This is a genomic window from Lentzea sp., from assembly GCF_036380075.1.
GTDB lineage: Bacteria > Actinomycetota > Actinomycetes > Mycobacteriales > Pseudonocardiaceae > Lentzea.
In genome coordinates, this window is record NZ_DASVFL010000150.1 from 1 (window position 1) to 17951 (window position 17951).

The following is a 17951-nucleotide window of genomic DNA, read 5'->3' on the forward strand; positions in this document are numbered from 1 at the left end:
GCGACGTGCTCGACCTGGTCGTGGGCTGGCCGCTCGCCGGACTCGACGACGTGCGGATCTCTCTCAGCCTGACGTGAGGGTCAACGCAGGACGAACACGCGCAGCAGACCCCACAGCGCGGTCAGCAGGAGGGTGAGTCCCGCCAGGCGCAGCGTCAACGACCTGAGGTCGCGCTGCCGCCGGAGCCGCGCCGGCGCGCGGGTGTCGTCCAGGTGCGCGAAGACGGGCGCGAGGTGGTGCAGCAGAGCCGTTTCGAGGCTGGTGGCGCGGTCGATCGTGAGCGGGACCAGCTCCGGAGTCCAGTCCTCGCCGAAGTGCAGCGCCGCCCTGATCCCGTGCCCGTCCGGCAGCGGCGGGAGGTCGGGCAGCGGGTCCGGGAACAGGTCGGCGACACCGGAGCGGAAGTGGTCGTACTCCCAGTTCGTCAGCGGCAGCAGCACCACGACCCGGCGCGGGTCGACCGTCGCCAAGACCTGGTCGAGCTCCCACCGCAGCCCGTCACCCCGCCCCGCGCCGACGAGCACGAGCCGAGCGCGGCCGAGGAGCTCGCTCACGATCCGCTGCCAGTCGTCGCCGGCGTAGACGCGCGGCGCCCCGGCCGGCGGCAGGGCCTCCCCTGGCCGCCCGACCGCCACCAGCGGCCCGATCGGCGCGAAGGCGCGGGCGAGCCGTTCCTCCTCGGTGCGGAAGTAGTCCATGGCGGTCTCGCCGGTGCGCGCCAGCACGTCGTCGACCAGGAACGAACGCAGGTAGAGCACGGGCGGCCGCGGATCCGCCCGCAGCGCCGACCAGCCGTCCGCGGAGATGGTGCGCTTGAAGCCGACCCAGCACCTCACGACGACGTGCCTGCCGATGGGTTGGCTGACCAGCTGCGCCGCGACGAGGCCGGCGAAGTAGAGGACGCCGCCGCCCAGCCGGTCGGCTGTGAGGGCTATCGCCACGACCACCGCGACGATGAGCAGGCAGCCGGCCGCGGCGCCGCAGAAGTAGGCGGCGGCGCGCAGCTTCGACCCGCGCCGCGCCGGTTCCGAGCCTCTGGTCACGTCCGCTCCCCTGGCTCAGTCGAGGCAGCGCAACCAGATCACGCGCGGCCCGCCGGGGCTGTCTTCACCGGGCTCCACGTCCACAACGCCGATCTGCACGCGGGTTCGCACGGCGGGATTGGTGCCGACGCAGGTGGGCCCGTCCCCACCGTCGTGCCACATTCCATCCCGCCCGGCCCACCACGCGCCGGCGATGACGTAGCCGGTTCCGGCGCGGGTGTCGTCGCTGTCGTGCAACGCGATCGCCACTCCGCTGCCGTTCGGCATCGCCCAGCCCTCGACGACGTCGGGAGTCGCCGAGTGCCGCGTGACGTACCCCCAGACCCCGAGCGCGGCCGCGGCTGCGACGCCCACTGCTAACGGCGCGGCGAACCGCCTCGATTCCATGGTTGTTTCATACAGCACACGGCCTTCCCGGCGGGCCGAAGTGCGTGAGGGAGGCGTGCGTGGAGTCCGTCACCAGCGGCAACGAGTCCGTGCTGGGCAGGCTGCTCGAAGAGATCTCGTGGGAGGGCTCGACGGTCCGCCGCTACCGCGACGGCGGTCAGGGCCTCGAGAACGTGCTGACCGCCGAGGTGGTCACGGCGCTGGACTTCCTGCCGCGCCAGGCCTTCCTGGGCGCGGTGCTGGACCGGGCCCACGGCGCGGACGAGGCGCGGCGGCTGCTGTCGGGCGAGGTCGAGGACGCGGAGCTGACGTTCCTGCCGGAGGAGATCACGCTGAACCCGGACCGGCGGGCCCGCGGTGAGCGGCTGATCGTGCAGCCCGACGCGTTCGTCATCACGCCGTCCTGCGCCGCGCTCGTGGAGGCGAAGAGGATCCGGAGCAGCAGCTTCCAGCCTCAGCAGCTGGCCCGCGAGTACCTGGCGGTCACGCGGGGAGCGAACGGCCGCAAGCCGCTGCTGTTGGTGGTGCTGGGAACGCCACCGCCGGTGCTCCTCGCCGGAGAGGGGCGGATGACGGTCCACGACGCCGTCGCGCGGCATCTCCCCGTGGTGCACGGTCTGGCGAGTGCTCACCCGGTGCCGTTGGACGACCTGACCGCGCGCATCGACGAGGTCTGCGCCTGGATCACCTGGGCAGAGCTCGTCGACGTCGTGGTGGAGCAGCAGGGGCGCCTCGCCGTGGCCGACCCGTCGGTCGCCGCCTCGATCGGGCGGCTCGTCGCGTCGGTCGTGCGGTCGGTGGCGCGGCACTCCTGACCGCGAGGTCAGACCAGGGTGTTGTCCACGAAGCACCAGCGCCAGGTCTCCCCCGGCTCGAACGAGCGGATGACCGGGTGGCTCTCGGCGGCGGCGTGCTTCGAGGCGTGCTTGGCGGGCGAGGAGTCGCAGCAGGCGACCTTGCCGCAGTCCAGGCACAGGCGCAGGTGCACCCACCTGCCGCCGGAGGCCAGGCAGTCCTCGCACCCCTCGGTCGTGCTGGGTGCCGGTTCGGGGCCCAGCTCGGCGACGTGTTCACAGGTGGTGGTGGTCACGGCCAGACGGTACCTCGCCCGCGACTTTCCACAAGTCCGGGTGTTTGACTAGACGCATGACGACTGCCGGTCGCGTCGCGCGGCCTTCGATTCTCACGGTGGACGACGACCCGGCCGTGTCGCGGTCGGTGGCGCGCGACCTGCGCCGGAAGTACGGCGAGCAGTACCGGATCGTGCGGGCCGAGTCCGGGCCCCAGGCGCTGGAGGCCCTGCACGAGATCAAGCTGCGCGGCGAGGAGGTCGCGGCGCTGCTCGCGGACTACCGGATGCCGCAGATGAGCGGCATCGAGTTCCTCGAACAGGCCATGGACGTGTTCCCGCAGGCCAGACGGGTGCTGCTGACGGCGTACGCGGACACCGAGGCCGCGATCCAGGCGATCAACGTCGTGGACCTCGACCACTACCTGCTCAAGCCGTGGGACCCGCCGGAGCAGAACCTCTACCCGGTGCTCGACGAGCAGCTGCGGGCCTGGGCCGTGAGCGACCGGCAGCCGCCGCAACGGGTGCGCGTCGTCGGGCACCGCTGGTCGCCGCGGTCCTACGAGGTGCGGGACTTCCTGGCGCGCAACAGCGTTCCGTTCCGCTGGCACGCGCTGGACGAGCCCGAGGCGCAGTGCCTGCTCACCGCGGCGCACCAGGACGGCACGACCCTGCCCGTCGTGGTCACGGCCACCGGCAAGGCGCTCGTCGACCCGACGGACGCGGAGCTCGCCGCCGAGGTCGGCCTGAGCACGCAGCCGTCGGCCGAGTTCTACGACCTGATCGTCGTCGGCGGCGGGCCCGCGGGGCTCGGCGCCGCGGTGTACGGGGGTTCCGAGGGGCTGCGGACCGTCCTGGTGGAACGGATCGCGACCGGCGGCCAGGCCGGCACGAGCAGCCGCATCGAGAACTACCTGGGCTTCCCCGACGGCGTGTCCGGCGGGCAGCTCACCGAACGGGCCCGCAGGCAGGCGGTCAAGTTCGGCGTCGAGCTGCTCACCACGCGCGACGTCGTCGCCCTCGAACGCCGCGGGGCCGCGCGCGTCGTGCGGTTCGGCGACGGCACCGAGCTCGCCGCCCACACCGTCATCCTCGCGACCGGCGTCTCGTACCGGCTGCTCGACGCGACCGGTCTCGGCGAGCTGACCGGGCGGGGCGTCTACTACGGCGCCTCGACGACCGAGGGCCCGAACTGCGCCGGGCAGGACGTCTACCTGGTCGGCGGCGCGAACTCCGCGGGTCAGGCGGCCGTCTACTTCTCCGGGCACGCGCGCAAGGTCGTGATCCTGGTGCGGGGCGACTCGCTGGAGCAGTCGATGTCGCGGTACCTGATCGACCAGCTGGACGCGATCCCGAACGTCGAGGTCCGCACGCACACCGAGGTCTGCGGCGGCACGGGCGACGACCACCTGGAGACGCTGACGTTGCTGCACAACAAGACCGGCGAGACGACGACCGTGCCGGCGAGCTGGCTGTTCGCGTTCATCGGCGCCGCCCCGCGCACGGACTGGCTGGACGGCACCCTGGAGCGCGACGACCGCGGCTTCCTCCTGGCGGGACCCGACCTCGGCGGCACGCCGCCCGGCTGGGACCTCGAACGGGCGCCGTACCACCTGGAGACGAACGTGCCGGGCGTGTTCGTGGCGGGTGACGTCCGTGCCGAGTCGGTGAAGCGCGTCGCGTCCGCCGTCGGCGAGGGCGCCATGGCCGTCACCCTGGTCCACCGCTACCTGGCGAGGTCGTGATGCCCAAGCTCACCGCAGCCGAGCTGCGCGGACTGTTCCTGTTCGAGAAGCTCGACGAGGCCCAGCTGGGGTGGCTGGCGGAGCACGGGCAGGTCGAGACGCGGGAGGCCGGCACGCCGGTGCTCACCGAGGGCGAGCCGGCGACGTGCTTCTTCGTGCTGCTGGAGGGAACGGTCGCGCTCTGCCGCACCATCGGCGGCCAGCGCGTCGAGGTGAGCCGCAGCGAGATGCGCGGCTCGTACTTCGGGGCCACCCAGGCCTACCTGGAGCTGGACCAGGCGTCCTACCAGATGACCGTCGAGTCGATCACCGCCACGTCGATGCTCCAGTTCGACGCGGACGAGTTCGGGCCGATGATCCGCACGTGGTTCCCGATGGCCATGCACCTGCTGGAGGGCCTGTTCTGGGGCATGCGCAACACGCAGGCGACGGTGGGCCAGCACGAACGGCTCACCGCCCTCGGCGCGCTGTCCGCGGGCCTCACCCACGAGCTCAACAACCCCGCCGCGGCCGCCGTGCGGGCGACCGCGGCGCTGCGCGAACGGGTCGCGGGCATGCGGCACAAGCTCGCCATGCTCGCGCAGGGGGCGATCGACCCCGCCGAGCTGCCCGCGCTGGTCAAGCTCCAGGAGAAGGCGGTCGAACGGGTCGCCAAGGCGCCGAAGCTCAGTCCGCTGGAGGCCAGCGACGCCGAGGACGAGGTGGCCGACTGGCTCGACGACCACGGCATCACCGGCGGCTGGGACGTCGCGCCCGTCCTGGTCGCGGCCGGGCTGGACGTCGAGTGGCTGGAGAGCTCGCTGACCGCGTGCCCCGCGGCCATCACCGGCTCCGCCGTGCACTGGCTCAGGTACACGGTCGAGACCGAGATGCTGATGAACGAGATCGAGGACGCCACCACGCGGGTGTCCACCCTGGTCGGTGCCGCGAAGCAGTACTCGCAGATGGACCGCGCGCCGTTCCAGGTGGTCGACGTGCACGAGCTGCTCGACTCCACCCTGGTCATGTTCGGCGGGAAGCTCGGGGACGTGCGGCTGGTCAAGGACTACGACCGCACGCTCCCCCACGTCCCGGCGTTCGCCGGCGAGCTCAACCAGGTGTGGACGAACATGATCGACAACGCGCTGAGCGCGATGGGCGGCTCCGGGACGCTGACCGTGCGGACGTTCCGGCAGGACCGGCACCTCGTCGTGGAGATCGGCGACACCGGCCCCGGCATCCCGGCCGGGGTGAAGAGCCGGATCTTCGAACCGTTCTTCACCACCAAGCCGGTCGGCGAGGGCACGGGGCTCGGGCTGGAGATCTCGTGGCGGATCGTGGTCAACAAGCACCACGGCGCGATCCGGGTGGAGTCAGAGCCGGGCGACACCCGGTTCCAGGTCCTCCTGCCCCTGGAGGCGACCGGGCGGTGACCCCCGAAGGGCGGGCGTCTTCGGTTACGTTGACAGCAGGCCAAGAAGGGAACCCATGTGTCGTCATTGCGAGCAGGACTCATCAGAAGCCACAAAGGCAAGAAGATCGTTGTCCTGAAGGCCGGCCTGACCACCCACGGCGACAACGCGGTCATGATCGCTCCGCTCAGCTCGACCATGCCCTCTGGTGCCAGTGCCTACGTGGAAGTGGCCACCATTTGGGCCTGCTACAGGGTTCTGGTCGGCAGGGCACAAGTGGTCAAAGCCGCAGAAATCTGCGCCACCTGGTGCGGCCCGCAAGAACTCAGGCCAGGCGCGCTCGCCGCCGTCCTGCAGATGGCTCGGGCAGTCGTCTTCACGAGGGCAGTGCGTCCGCCCCGGACCGCGACACGGCCGGGACGGCGGCGGGCGGTGACTTCTGGACCACCTCCTCGGCCCCGCACCACCCTGTGGTCCGCAGCCACGCCTCGAAGCTGAGCAGACCGGGGTGCAGGGCGCGCAACGCGGGCAGGTCGCGTTCGCGGCCCACGACGTCGTGCGTCTGGAAGAACTCGAACATGGCCGCGAAGTCGTGGCCGAGGTCGCCCATGCCCGACCGCACGGCGTCCAGTGGGACCGGGACGTAGGCCGCCGCCCGGCCGGTCACGCGTTCGAACGTGGCCGCGATCTGGTCGCCGGTCAGGCTGTCCGCCGCGACGGCGAGGTCGCGGGCGCCCCAGGCTTGCCAGTTCTCGAAGGCGTGCACGGCGAACCACGCGATGTCGTCGAGGGCGATCAGCGGGTACGAGCCGCTGCCGAGCGGGATCGCGAACACCAGGCCCTCCCGTCCGTCGGGGAGGGTGCCGGGGCGGGGTGCGAGGCCCGCCTGGAAGTTCTCGAAGTACGGCGCGGTGGTCAGCACCGAGACGTGGTTCGTGTACCAGCCGTCGGAGTCCTTGCGCATCATCTCGTCCGCGCGGCGCAGGCCGATCGCCGCCGCGACCGAGGCCTTGCTGTCGTAGTGCGGCACCGGGAGGCGGCCGCCGGTCAGGGAGACGGCGTGGTCCAGCGAGGACCAGATGAACCGGTCCACACCGGCCTCCCGAGCCGCCTCCAGCAGGCGCAGGCCCTGGTCGTGCTCGGCCTGCACGGAACCGGACGAGAAGAAGTCGGTGTTGCAGAAGACGCGCTCAGCCGACTCCATGGCGGACCGGACGGACGTGTCGTCGCCGACGTCGCCCTGCAGCAGGCGCACCCGGCCGGTGGCGAGCAGGGCTTCCGCGGCTCGCGAGGACGGGTCGCGGGTCAGGACGCGGACGGTGTCGCCGGTGGCGGCGAGCAGCGCCGCCACCACCCGGCTGCCCATCGCGCCGGTACCGCCGATGACCAGGACTTCCCTCATCGACTTCGCTCCTCAGCGTCGGTGTGTCGAGGAAGTCCATGATCGTCAGCGGCGACAGCGTGCGGAATTGGCTCACGAGACAACGAACGATACTTTCGGGCCATGGTTCATCGCGTCGCCGTCCTGGCCCTCGACGGCGTGAAGCCGTTCGACCTCGGGATCCCCGCCCAGATCTTCGGCAACGCCGTCGACTCCTCCGGCGCGCACCTGTACGAGGTGCTGACGTGCTCGCTCGGCGGACGGCCGGTCGTGACCAACGCCGACTTCAGCCTCTCCGTCGCCCACGACGAGTCGGTGCTGGCCACCGCGGACACCGTGGTGGTCGCGCCGCAGGACGTCACCCGCGGCGTCCCCGACCCGGCCGCGGCCGGCGCGGTGCTCGCGCGCCTCGCTCCCACGACCCGGATCGTCAGCCTGTGCACGTCGGCGTTCGTCCTCGCCGCGGCCGGGCTGCTCGACGGGCAGCGCGCGACGACGCACTGGGGCATGTGCGCCGAGCTGGCCCGGCGGTTCCCGCGGGTCGAGGTCGACGAGAACGTGCTGTTCGTCGACAACGGGCGGATCCTGACCTCGGCGGGCGTGGCCGCCGGGATCGACCTGTGCCTGCACCTCCTGCGCCGCGACCACGGCGCGGCGGTGGCCAACGCGACCGCGCGCCGTTGCGTGGTCGCACCGTGGCGGGAGGGCGGGCAGGCGCAGTTCATCGAGCAGCCGGTGCCGGCGGACGACGGCGCGTCGACGTCGGCGACCCGCGCGTGGGCGCTGGAGAGGCTGGCCGACCCGCTGACGCTCGCCGACCTGGCGCGGCACGCGAACATGAGCGTGCGGACCTTCACCCGGCGGTTCCGGGCCGAGGTCGGCCTGAGCCCGCACGAGTGGGTGGTGCACCGGCGGCTGGACCACGCCCGGCACCTGCTGGAGACGACGAGCCTGCCGGTCGGCGAGGTGGCCGGCGCGGCGGGGTTCGCCGACCCGCTGGTGCTGCGAAGGCACCTGCGGACCACCGTGGGGCTGACGCCGAACGCCTACCGCCGGTCCTACTCGGCCGTGCGCTGACGGTCAGACCTGGGCGTAGCCGCCGTCGACGAACAGCTCGGCGCCGTTGACGAAGCTGGAGGCGTCGGAGGCGAGGAAGAGGGCCGCCGCGGCGATCTCGTCCGGGGCGCCGACCCTGCCCAGCGGCACGCCGGTCGCCAGCTGGTCGAGGAACGCGGAGCGCTGGTCGTCCTCCACGAGACCGACGAGTCCCGGCGTCTCCGTCGGGCCGGGGCTGAGCACGTTGACCCGGAAGCCCCGCGCCTTCGAGGCGAGCGTCCAGCTGCGGACGAGGTTGCGCACCGCCGCCTTGGTGGCGCCGTAGACCTCCAGGCCGGGGTCGGGCTTGACCGAGGTCGTCGAGCCCGTGACGATCACCGACGCCCCGCGCGACAGCAACGGCAGCGCCTTCTGCAGACCGAACAGCACGCCCTTCACGTTCGAGGCGAACGTCGTGTCGAACTGCTCCTCGGTGATCTCCTCCAACGGCGCGACCACGCCGCCGCCCGCGTTGAGCGCGAGCACGTCGATGCGCCCCGCCTGCTCCCGCACGGCGGCGAACAGGGCGTCGAGGTCCGCGAGGTCGCCCACGTCGGACCGCACGGCCACCACCGACGGCCCGAGGTCGGCGACGACCGCGTCGAGCTGTGCCTGCTTGCGGCTGGTGACGAAGACCCGCGCGCCTTCGGCCACGAACTTCCGGGCGATGGCCAGCCCGATCCCACTGCTGCCGCCGGTCACGACGGCCACCTTGTCGGCGAGAACTCCGGACACGAGAGACGCTCCCTAGTTATGGAATGGATCGTCCACAACATAGGCAGTTCTGGACGATCCAGTCAAGTACTGGGTACGATCGGGTCATGCCCCGCCCCCGGAAGTTCGACGAGTCCGCCGTCCTGGAAGCAGCCCGCGACCAGTTCTGGTCGGCCGGGTACGCGGGCACCACGATGGACGCCGTCGCGGCGGCCACCGAGCTGGGCAAGGGCAGCCTCTACGGCGCCTTCGGCGGGAAGCAGGAGCTGTTCCACCGCGTGTTCGACGACTACTGCGCCCAGGCGGTGCAGGGCGTCGGCCGCCAGCTCGAAGGCCCCGACGACCGGGCGTTCGAACGACTGGCGGCCCACGTGCGGGGCATCGCGGCCTCGACCGCCGCGGACACCGCGCACCGCGGCTGCCTGCTCGCCAAGGGAACCGCCGAGCTGGCCGAGCACGACCCGGCCGTCGCCGCCCGCGCCCTGCGGACCTTCGACGAGATCGAACGCCTCCTCGTCGCGGACGTCGAAGCCTGTCAACGGCACGGCGACCTCGACCCCGCTGCGGACCCCCGGCGGCTGGCCGGCCTGGTGCTCGCGGTGCTGCGGGGCATCGAGGCGCTCGGCAAGGCCGGAAAGGACGAGGAGTTCCTGCACTCGGTCGCGGAGACCGCGCTGTCCGTGCTCCCGCGGCCGTGACGCACCGTCCCGTTAGGACAGAGGGCGTGCTTTTCCTGAACTGGGCGGCAGATCCCTGTTCCCGGACGGCCGCGCGGTACTAGGCTCGGAGCGAACTCTCCGACAGCTGCGCGAGGGAGCCACCGACGTGGTCGAGACGCACGACATCGTTCGCCCGCCTGCCGAGCTCAGCGCCGCGCTCGCGGCCATCGGCAGTGCGACAGCCAGTGCCGAGCTCAGCCGCATGGGCATCCGCAGCGCGTTCATCCGGGGCCCGGTCTCGGTGACGCCCGGTGTGCGCGTGGCCGGACCCGCGCTGACCTTGCAGTTCCTGCCGAAGCGGGAGGACCTCTACCCCGTCGACGAGTACGCCGAGCCGGAGAAGCAGCTGCACCGGCACGTGATGTACCACGCCCAGCCCGGCGACATGATCGTCGTCGACGCGCGCGGCGACATGGGCAGCGGCGTGTTCGGCGAGATGATGCTGACGTACTTCAAGGGGCGCGGCGGCGCGGGCGTCGTCGTCGACGGGTGCCTGCGCGACATCGGCGAGGCCAAGGAACTCGGCCTCGGGCTCTGGATCCGCGGCGCCACACCGAACTTCCACGCCCAGACCGACATCGTCCCCACCGCCGTGAACGTGCCGGTGGCGTGCGGCGGCACGCTCGTCGAGCCGGGCGACATCGTCGTGGCCGACGACGACGGGGCGGTCGTCGTGCCGGTCAAGCTCGCGCCCGCGGTGCTGGCCGTCGCCCGGGAACACGCGGAGTGGGAGGAGTTCTCCCGCATCCGCCTGTCCGAGGGCGGCGACCTGCGGCGGTACTACCCGCTCTCGGACGAGGCCCGGCCCGAGTACGAGAAGTGGCGCGCCGAACGGGGTTAGCGCTCGTCAGCTCCACAACCGGTCATGACTCGACTCCGCGTCCCAGTGCGTCGTCTCGGCGAAGAACACCGGGTCGCGCGGGTCGAGATGACGTCGCAGCAGCTCCTCGTCGATGTCGCCGAACCCCAGCCCCGGCGTGTCCGGCACGGTGATGTGACCGTCCTGGATCAACGGCCGGGGCAGGTCGGTGACGAGGTCGCTCCAGAACTCCACCTCGGCCGCGTGGTGTTCCAGCGCCAGGAAGTTCTCCGTGGCGGCGGCCAGGTGCACGCACGCCATCGTCGCGATCGGCGACGCGGCCAGGTGCAACGCCATCGGGATCCCGCGTTCCTGCGCGTAGTCGCCCAGCCGTTTCGTCTCCGCGATCCCGCCCGCCGTCGCCGGGTCCGGGTGCACGACGCGGATGGCTTCCGCGTCGAGCAGCGGCCGGAACCCGTCCAGCAGGTAGATGTCCTCCCCCGTGCACGTGGGCACGGCGACGGACGTGGTGAGCTGGCGCCACTGGTCGGTGAGCTGCCACGGGATCAGGTCCTCGATCCACGCCAGGGTGAACGGCTCCAGCGCCCGGCCGATCCGGATGCAGGAGTCCAGGGCGATGTGACCGAAGTGGTCGGCGGCGAGCGCGACGTCGTAGCCGACGACCGACCGCACGGTGTCCACGTAGGACGCCAGGTGCTCGACGCCCTTCGCGGTGACCTGGATGCCGGTGAACGGGTGCATCGTCGTCAGGTCCGCCCGCGCGCCCGCGGGGGCGATCAACGCGCCCGGCACGTCCCACAGCAGGTCGATGCCCACGTCCATCTTCAGCATCGTGAACCCGCGCTGCTTGCGGTCCAGGAGCCGGGCGCCCATCGCGTGCGGGTCCGGCAGCGACGGGGTGTCGGCGTAGCACCGGACCTCGTCGCGGAACCGACCCCCGAGCAACGCGTACGCGGGCACCCCGTAGGCCTTGCCGGCGAGGTCCACCAACGCCATCTCGACGCCGGAGACCCCGCCGCCCTGCCGGCCGTGGTGCCCGAACTGCTTGATCTTGCGGAAGATCTTGTCGACGTTGCAGGGGTTCTCCCCCACGAGCCGGCTCTTGAGCACCAGCGCGTAGGTGGCGCTGGCCTGGTCGCGCACCTCCCCGTACCCGACCAGGCCCTGGTTGGTGTCGATCCGGATGATCGACGAGCGGAACGGCACCCCCGTCACGTTCGCCACCCGCAGGTCCGTGATGCGCAGGTCGCTCGGCCGGGACGCCGTCGCGACGTGCTCCTCGGTGATCTCCGGCGTCCCGCTCACCCCTTCACGGCTCCCGCGGTGAGGCCCTCGGTCAGGAACCGCTGCCCGAACGCGTACATGACGACGACCGGGATGCTGATCAGCAACGAGGCCGCGGCCAGCTGGCCCTGCGGCACGACGTCGCCGAAGATCATCGACTGCATGCCGACGGGCAGCGTCTTGTAGTCGTCCTTGGTGATGAACACGAACGCGAACAGGAACTCGTTCCACGCGTTGGTGAGCGTGAACAGCGCGACCGCCAGCAGGCCCGGTTTCGCCAGCGGCAGCACGATCCGCAGGAACGCCCCGAACCGCGTGCAGCCGTCGACCAGCGCGGCCTCCTCGAGGTCGGCGGGGATCGACTTGAAGTAGCCGACGAGCAGCCACGTCGCGAACGGCAGCGTGAAGGTCGGGTAGGCGAGCACGAGCGACCACAGCGAGTCGTTGAGCCCGATGCCGCTCATCATCTGGTACAGCGGGATGAACAGCAGCGCGCCCGGCATCACGTAGGTGAGCAGGATCGTCACCGTGAAGCTCTCCGAACCCCGGAACTTCAGCCGTGCCAACGCGTAGCCCGCCAGCGCCGCGCACACGAGCGCGATCACGGTGGACGCCACCGAGACCAGGATCGTGTTGAGGTACCAGGTGCCGAACGCCCTGCCCGTGAACAGGTTCGTGAACTGCTCGGTGGTCCACGGCGTCGGCCACAGGTCGTCGGTGCGGGCGACGATCTGGTCGTCGGACTTGAACGCCGTGACCGTCATCCAGTAGAGCGGGGCGAGCACGAACCCCAGCAGTCCCACGAGTGCGACGCCGGTGCCGGTGCCGCCGACCAGGCGCGCCGCCAGCGCGTTGCCCCGCGAGGCGAGCACCGAGACGAGGCGTCCCACGGCGGCCGCGAGCACGACGAACACGCCCAGCACGAGCGCGGCCTTCCACACGATGTGCGGCGAGGCCCAGACCAGCACGAGCACCGACGCCACGACGACCACCCACGGCATCGCCGCGCGCTGGGCGGGGCTCAGCCGCCGGCGCCCGAGGTCGCTCGCGGCCGGGAGGTCGTTGCGGCGCATCATCCGCACGAGGATCACCACGAGCACGGCGACGACCGGCAGCATCACCAGCGTGACCGCGGCACCCGCGCCCAGCTGCAGCTGCTGGATGGCCTTGGAGTAGGCCACCATCACGTACGGGGCGGTCGCGTCACCCGGCCCGCCCTGCGTCATCAGCCAGATCAGGTCGAAGTTGTTGAACGTCCAGATCGACGACAGCAGCACCGTCACGATCATGACGTTGCGCAGGCCCGGCAACGTGATGTGCAGGAAGCGCTGCCACGGCGAGGCGCCGTCGACCATCGCGGCCTCGTACAGGTGGCTGTCGATCGCCTTGAGCCCGGCCAGGAACGTCACCGTGAAGAACGGGATGCCCTTCCAGACGTTGACCAGGATGACCGACGGCATCGCGAGGTTGGGATCGGACAGCCACTCCGCCGGCCACCGGTCGACGAGCCCGATGGCGGCGAGGGCGGGTCCGATGCCCGAGTCGGTCAGCAGCACGTTGACGCTGCCGAAGATCGGGTCGAACAGCGACCGCCAGGTGAAGGCCGTGACGACGGTCGGCACCACCCACGGCAGCAGGATCACCCCGGCGAGCAGGGCGCGGCCGCGCCGCATGTGGTGCAGCATCAGCGCCGCGATGAGGCCGAGGGTCACCTTGAAGATCTCGGCGTACGCGGTGAAGACGAACGAGTTGAGCACGCCCTTGTGGAACACGGTGTCACCGACGAGCGCGGTGTAGTTGTCCAGCCCGACGAAGACCGTCTCCGCGCCGTGCCGTTCGGTGACGCTGGTGAAGACGGAGTCGACGATGGGGAACAGGATCAGGCCGGTCACGAGGACCAGCGTCGGTCCGACGAACGCCGCGGCGAGGCGCCAGTCCCGTCCGAGCAGCCGCTGCGACGAGGTGAGCGCGGGTGACCCGCCCGGCGCCGGTCGGACCGGCGCCGGGCGCTCGCGCACGACGGTCACTGCTTGTAGCCCTGCTGCTCGAAGACCTGGACGATGCGGGCGTGGGTCGCGGCCACCGCCTCGGCCGGCTTGGTGCCCTGGATGACCGACTGCATCATGTCGGTCAGCAGGTAGGCGGCGGTCGCGGCCTGCTCGCCGGGACTCGGCGCCTGGGGGAACTTGAAGCCGGTCTTCGTGGTCACCGGCAACGGGGTGCGGGTCTGCTCGCGCAGCGCGGGGAACGCCGGGTCACCGCTGGTGTAGTACGGGTCCGAGTCCCACACCTTGTCCCACGACGGGTTCACCAGGCACGGCGCTCCCTTCGCGACACCGAGCAGCGCGGTCCCGCTGACCATGAACTTCGCCACGACCTTGGCGAGGTCGGGGTTCTTGGCGCCCTTGAACACGACGAACGAGTTGGACTCGCCGAACGCGAGCGGCTTGTCGAGCGCCGGTCCGGTGGCGCCGTTGAACGGGTGGGTGTTGGCGTAGACCGGGTTGTTCTTGGTCTTCGAGTCGGCGTAGACGCTGAACTGGTTGAGCGTCAGGCCCAGGATCTGCGCCAGCCAGTTCTCGTTGTTGCTCGAGTCGGTCCAGCTGCCGATGCCCGGCGGCAACATGGGCGTGTACTTGGGGTTCGTGTAGATGTCGCCGATGAACGAGACGGCGGCGACGGTCTCCGGCGAGTTGAACACCACCTTCGTGCCGGTGTTGTCCGCGATGGCGCCGCCGTAGGTGTTGATGACGTTCGCGATGAAGCCGTTCGCGTCGCCGGAGCGGTTGACCGTGAGGCCCCAGCCGAAGCGCTTCTTCGCCGGGTCGGAGACCTCCAACGCGTTGTCCCGCAACTCTTCCCACGTGTAGTGCGGTTTGAGCGGCAGGCCCTTCTCCTGGTACCAGTCCTTGCGCAGGTACATGGCGGACGCGATGAAGTGGTACGGGATCGCGAACCAGCGTCCGTCGAAGACGCAGTAGTTGTTCGCCTCCGTCGCGGGGTCGCCGTAGAGCTTGCGCATCTCGTCGACCACGTCGGTGACGTCGGTGAGGGCACCGAGGTTGTGCAGCTGGCCGACGAACCGCCGGTCGCTCACGAAGGCGAAGTCGCGGCTGGTACCCGCTTTCACCTCGGCGTCCATCTTGGCCACCATGTCGCCGGCGTCGCCGGAGACGAGGTCGTTGCGGACCGTGGTGCCGGTGGCCTGGGCGAACACCTGCAACGACTTGTCGAGCGCCTTGTTGGCGGCCTCGGAGTACAGCTTCTGCGAGAGCATCCCGACCGATCCGCCGCGCAGCGAGGCGGCCTGGTCGAGCAACGCTTGGGGCACCTGGACGTCGACCTGCGGTGTGGCGGGTCCGCCACCTCCGCAGCCGGCGAGACCGAGCACGCCCAGCGCGCTCAGGCTGAGGAAGGTGCGCCTCGATAAGTCCGCTTTCTCTTCCATGACCACTCCTTTTCACGTCCGGTCGAGCGGACGCGTACCGACGGGGCGACGTTGCAACCGGCGGGACAACGGGACTGGCCCGCTGCCGGGTCGTTCATGCGGCGTGGGACGCCGAACTGGTGAGGCCGAAGACGGTGGTGCGGTGGAGCTAGCGACGCCGAGCGGCTCGCCTGGTCTGCTCCTCCTTCTCCGCGAGGAGGTTGGAGTTGTTGGCGAGGTGCTTGCGCATCGCCGCACGGGCCTTCGCGGGGTCGCGCGCGACGATCGCCTCGTAGAGCTCGGTGTGGTCGGCGGTGGCCTTGCGCAGCGCGGCCGGCGCCTCGTTGGTGATGCGCCTGCTGGCGGTGCCCAGCCAGCGGGCCGAGTACATGATCCGGTCGAGCAGGCGGTTGTCCGCAGCCCGGCAGATCTCCATGTGGAACTCGTGGTCGACCTCGAGGTAGGCGTTGGGATCCGCCTCGAGCGCCGTCATCCGGTCGAGCTCTCCCCTGAGCCGTTCCAGCGCCTCGTCCGTGGCACTGACCGCGGCCATCGCCGCGAGCTCCGGTTCGAGCAGCACGCGCATCTGGTGCAGCTCCTGCAGCAGCTCGCCGACGGTCTCCGGCGGCAGCCACTCGATCAGCAACGGACTCAGGTAGTCCCACTCCGCGGGGGGACGCACGACGACGCGCCGGCCCTGCGCGACGTCCACGATGTCCAGTGAGGCGAGGATCTTGAGCGTCTCCCGCGCCACCACGCGCGACACCCCGAACTCCTGGGCGATGTCGAGCTCCGACGGCGCACGGCCGTCCTCGATCTCACCGCTGGCGATGCGCCGGGTCAGGTGTGCCGCCACCTGGACCGGAAGAGTGCGGACCTTGACAGGATCCGGCGACTCTTGTCCCCTTTGCATGTCATCAGCTTATAGGACAAGTTGGAAGAAGCGACAGTCCGTCTCATATGCACGACCCAGCGTCGGGAGAGCAAATGCGGATTGTGAACGTCACGACAGCGGTGGTGGCCTACCACGGCGAGGCCACCCTGGTGCGGATCGACACCGACGAGGGCCTCAGCGGGTTCGGCGAGGCCAACCCCGACGCCGGCGCGGGGGCCGTCGTCGGAATGATCAACTCACTGACCCCTCTCCTGATCGGCGAGGACCCCCGCAACGTCGAGCGGTGCTGGGAGAAGCTGCGCCGCAGCAAGGTCTTCGCGGGACCGCAGGGCGGCGTGTTCGTGATCGCCCTGTCCGGCATCGAGCTCGCGCTGTGGGACCTCGCGGGCAAGGCGGCGGGCCAGCCGGTGTACCGGATGCTCGGCGGGAAGTTCCGCGACCGGATCCGCCTCTACGCCGACTGCGGCGACGGCGACGACCCGGCCGGGTCGGTCTCCGGCTGCGTCGACCGGGCCCAGCGGATGGTCGCCGAGGGCTTCACCGCCCTGAAGTTCGACATCGACAACCTGCACCACCCCGCGAAGTTCGACGCGTTCAACCACACGGTCAACGCCGCCGAGCTGCGGCCGATGGTCGAACGCGTGGCAGCTGTGCGGGAGGCGATCGGACCGGACGTCGACCTCGCGATCGACCTGCACGCCCGCTACGACGTGCCGAGCGCGTGCCGGATCTCCTGGGAGCTCGAGCCGTTCAACCTGATGTGGCTGGAGGAACCGCTGCCGGCGGAGAACGTCGACGCGCTGGTGCGGGTGCGCGCGCAGACCCGCACGCCGATCTGCGCGGGCGAGAACCTGTACCTGCGGTGGGGTTTCCGCGAGCTGCTCGAACGCGGCGCCGTGGACGTCATCGAGCCGGACGTGCCGAAGTGCGGCGGTCTCGCCGAGGCCAAGAAGATCGCGAACCTGGCGGAGCTGCACTACATCCCCTTCGCCCCGCACCTGGTCTCCACGCCGCTGGGCACGATGGCCACGTCGCACCAGTGCGCGGCGATCCCCAACTTCTTCGTCCAGGAGTGGCACGCCCTCGACGAACGCGCGGTCTGGGACAGCTACGTGCACGCCCCCGACGGCAGCGGCTCGATCGTGAAGGACGGCTACATCACCATCCCCGACACCCCCGGCATCGGCGTGGAGCTCGACATGGACGGCGTCCGGGCGCACGCCGTGCCGGGCTACGGGATCTTCGAGTAACCGAAGATCCCCGAACCGGTGGTCGTGTACCCCCCGGCGGTACTACTGTGCTCGCGGGCCGGCGGGGGGCCGGCCCGGTGCGCGTGGAATTGGCTCTGGGGGCCGGGATGATGACCTGTACCGCGGCGTTCCGCCGTGCCACGGCGGTGGCGACCGCCGGAGTGCTGCTGCTGACGGGAGCGCTTCCGCAGGCCTCCGCCCAGCCGTCGTCCTCGCCGGCGCCACCCTCGTCCCCGGCCAGGCCACCGTCGTCGGCACCACCCACGTCGGTGTCGGTGTCGGTGTCGTCCCCGGCTGCGCCCAGGCCCAACTCGGTGCCGCCGGACCTCCCGCCCGGAACCCCGCCGCCGAAGGACACCGGCGAGCCGGACGTGCCGTACGAGCCCACCAACAAGGGGTGCGTCGAGTCGGACACGAAGAGCGAGCTGATCGAGTACAAGCCGTGGGGCCAGGTCCAGCTGAACCTGGAGCAGGCGCACCGGTTCGCGACCGGCAGGGGTGTGAAGATCGCGATCATCGACACCGGTGTCGACCCGCGCAACCCGCGCTTCGGCAACCGGGTCGTGCCCACCGGCGAGTACGTCAAGGGGAACAAGAACGGCACGGACGACTGCGACGGTCACGGCACCGAGGTGGCGGGCGTCGCCGCGGCGGCCAAGACCGAGGGCGACTTCGTCGGCGCCGCACCGGAGGCGACGATCCTCGCGATCCGCCAGACCAGCGACCGCTTC

The 17951-nt window shown here is 70.9% G+C and carries 17 protein-coding genes; 8 read left to right on the forward strand and 9 right to left on the reverse strand.

Going from position 1 to position 17951, the window contains the following annotated elements:
* Positions 1 to 80 precede the first annotated feature (80 nt).
* Together VF330_RS17940 and VF330_RS17945 are read right to left on the reverse strand one after the other, a co-directional pair.
* Positions 81 to 1043, reverse strand: a complete 963-nt coding sequence (locus VF330_RS17940) for a hypothetical protein (protein WP_330852759.1) — start codon at positions 1041 to 1043, stop codon at positions 81 to 83.
* A gap of 15 nt (positions 1044 to 1058) precedes the next feature.
* Positions 1059 to 1430, reverse strand: coding sequence for a hypothetical protein (locus VF330_RS17945; protein ID WP_330852760.1), 372 nt, complete (start codon positions 1428 to 1430; stop codon positions 1059 to 1061).
* Between the two features lie 59 nt (positions 1431 to 1489).
* Here VF330_RS17945 and VF330_RS17950 point away from each other — a divergent pair, with 59 nt between their 5' ends.
* Positions 1490 to 2245, forward strand: a complete 756-nt coding sequence (locus VF330_RS17950) for a hypothetical protein (protein ID WP_330852761.1) — start codon at positions 1490 to 1492, stop codon at positions 2243 to 2245.
* Between the two features lie 8 nt (positions 2246 to 2253).
* On the opposite strand, the gene VF330_RS17955 is transcribed toward VF330_RS17950, so the two are convergent.
* Positions 2254 to 2520, reverse strand: coding sequence for a UBP-type zinc finger domain-containing protein (locus tag VF330_RS17955; RefSeq protein ID WP_330852762.1), 267 nt, complete (start codon positions 2518 to 2520; stop codon positions 2254 to 2256).
* Between the two features lie 56 nt (positions 2521 to 2576).
* On the opposite strand from VF330_RS17955, the gene VF330_RS17960 reads away from it, so the two are divergent.
* Positions 2577 to 4244, forward strand: a complete 1668-nt coding sequence (locus VF330_RS17960) for an FAD-dependent oxidoreductase (RefSeq protein ID WP_330852763.1) — start codon at positions 2577 to 2579, stop codon at positions 4242 to 4244.
* A complete protein-coding gene (locus VF330_RS17965; protein WP_330852764.1) occupies positions 4244 to 5656 on the forward strand; it encodes an ATP-binding protein in 1413 nt (470 codons plus the stop codon). Before VF330_RS17960 ends, VF330_RS17965 begins: the two co-directional genes overlap by 1 nt.
* A gap of 355 nt (positions 5657 to 6011) precedes the next feature.
* Here VF330_RS17965 and VF330_RS17970 read toward each other — a convergent pair whose 3' ends face one another.
* Entirely contained in the window at positions 6012 to 7037 is a 1026-nt protein-coding gene (locus VF330_RS17970) for an NmrA/HSCARG family protein (RefSeq protein WP_330852765.1), read from the reverse strand.
* A gap of 102 nt (positions 7038 to 7139) precedes the next feature.
* Between VF330_RS17970 and VF330_RS17975 the strand changes: the two genes are divergently transcribed.
* Positions 7140 to 8093: a GlxA family transcriptional regulator gene (locus VF330_RS17975; protein WP_330852766.1), complete on the forward strand. Its 954-nt coding sequence runs from the start codon at positions 7140 to 7142 to the stop codon at positions 8091 to 8093.
* A 3-nt stretch (positions 8094 to 8096) separates the two neighbouring features.
* On the opposite strand, the gene VF330_RS17980 is transcribed toward VF330_RS17975, so the two are convergent.
* Complete coding sequence (locus tag VF330_RS17980; RefSeq protein ID WP_330852767.1) at positions 8097 to 8846, reverse strand: SDR family NAD(P)-dependent oxidoreductase; 750 nt, start codon at positions 8844 to 8846, stop codon at positions 8097 to 8099.
* A gap of 86 nt (positions 8847 to 8932) precedes the next feature.
* On the opposite strand from VF330_RS17980, the gene VF330_RS17985 reads away from it, so the two are divergent.
* Positions 8933 to 9523, forward strand: a complete 591-nt coding sequence (locus tag VF330_RS17985; RefSeq protein ID WP_330852768.1) for a TetR/AcrR family transcriptional regulator — start codon at positions 8933 to 8935, stop codon at positions 9521 to 9523.
* A 127-nt stretch (positions 9524 to 9650) separates the two neighbouring features.
* On the forward strand, positions 9651 to 10385 hold the full coding sequence (locus VF330_RS17990) for a ribonuclease activity regulator RraA (RefSeq protein ID WP_330852769.1): 735 nt from the start codon (positions 9651 to 9653) through the stop codon (positions 10383 to 10385).
* Between the two features lie 6 nt (positions 10386 to 10391).
* On the opposite strand, the gene VF330_RS17995 is transcribed toward VF330_RS17990, so the two are convergent.
* From VF330_RS17995 to VF330_RS18010, 4 genes are all read right to left on the reverse strand, one after another.
* Positions 10392 to 11669 carry a mandelate racemase/muconate lactonizing enzyme family protein gene (locus VF330_RS17995; protein ID WP_330852770.1) on the reverse strand — a complete coding sequence of 426 codons (1278 nt, stop codon included), beginning with the start codon at positions 11667 to 11669 and terminating at the stop codon, positions 10392 to 10394.
* Positions 11666 to 13666 carry an ABC transporter permease subunit gene (locus VF330_RS18000; RefSeq protein WP_330852771.1) on the reverse strand — a complete coding sequence of 667 codons (2001 nt, stop codon included), beginning with the start codon at positions 13664 to 13666 and terminating at the stop codon, positions 11666 to 11668. Before VF330_RS18000 ends, VF330_RS17995 begins: the two co-directional genes overlap by 4 nt.
* A gap of 5 nt (positions 13667 to 13671) precedes the next feature.
* Entirely contained in the window at positions 13672 to 15096 is a 1425-nt protein-coding gene (locus tag VF330_RS18005) for an extracellular solute-binding protein (protein ID WP_330852772.1), read from the reverse strand.
* Between the two features lie 148 nt (positions 15097 to 15244).
* A complete protein-coding gene (locus tag VF330_RS18010; RefSeq protein ID WP_330852773.1) occupies positions 15245 to 15988 on the reverse strand; it encodes a FadR/GntR family transcriptional regulator in 744 nt (247 codons plus the stop codon).
* Positions 15989 to 16062: 74 nt separating this feature from the next.
* Between VF330_RS18010 and VF330_RS18015 the strand changes: the two genes are divergently transcribed.
* Both VF330_RS18015 and VF330_RS18020 read left to right on the forward strand, forming a co-directional pair.
* A complete protein-coding gene (locus VF330_RS18015) occupies positions 16063 to 17220 on the forward strand; it encodes a mandelate racemase/muconate lactonizing enzyme family protein (RefSeq protein WP_330852774.1) in 1158 nt (385 codons plus the stop codon).
* Between the two features lie 107 nt (positions 17221 to 17327).
* Positions 17328 to 17951 (forward strand): S8 family serine peptidase (locus VF330_RS18020; protein ID WP_330852775.1); only part of this gene is annotated, 624 nt, incomplete at its 3' end.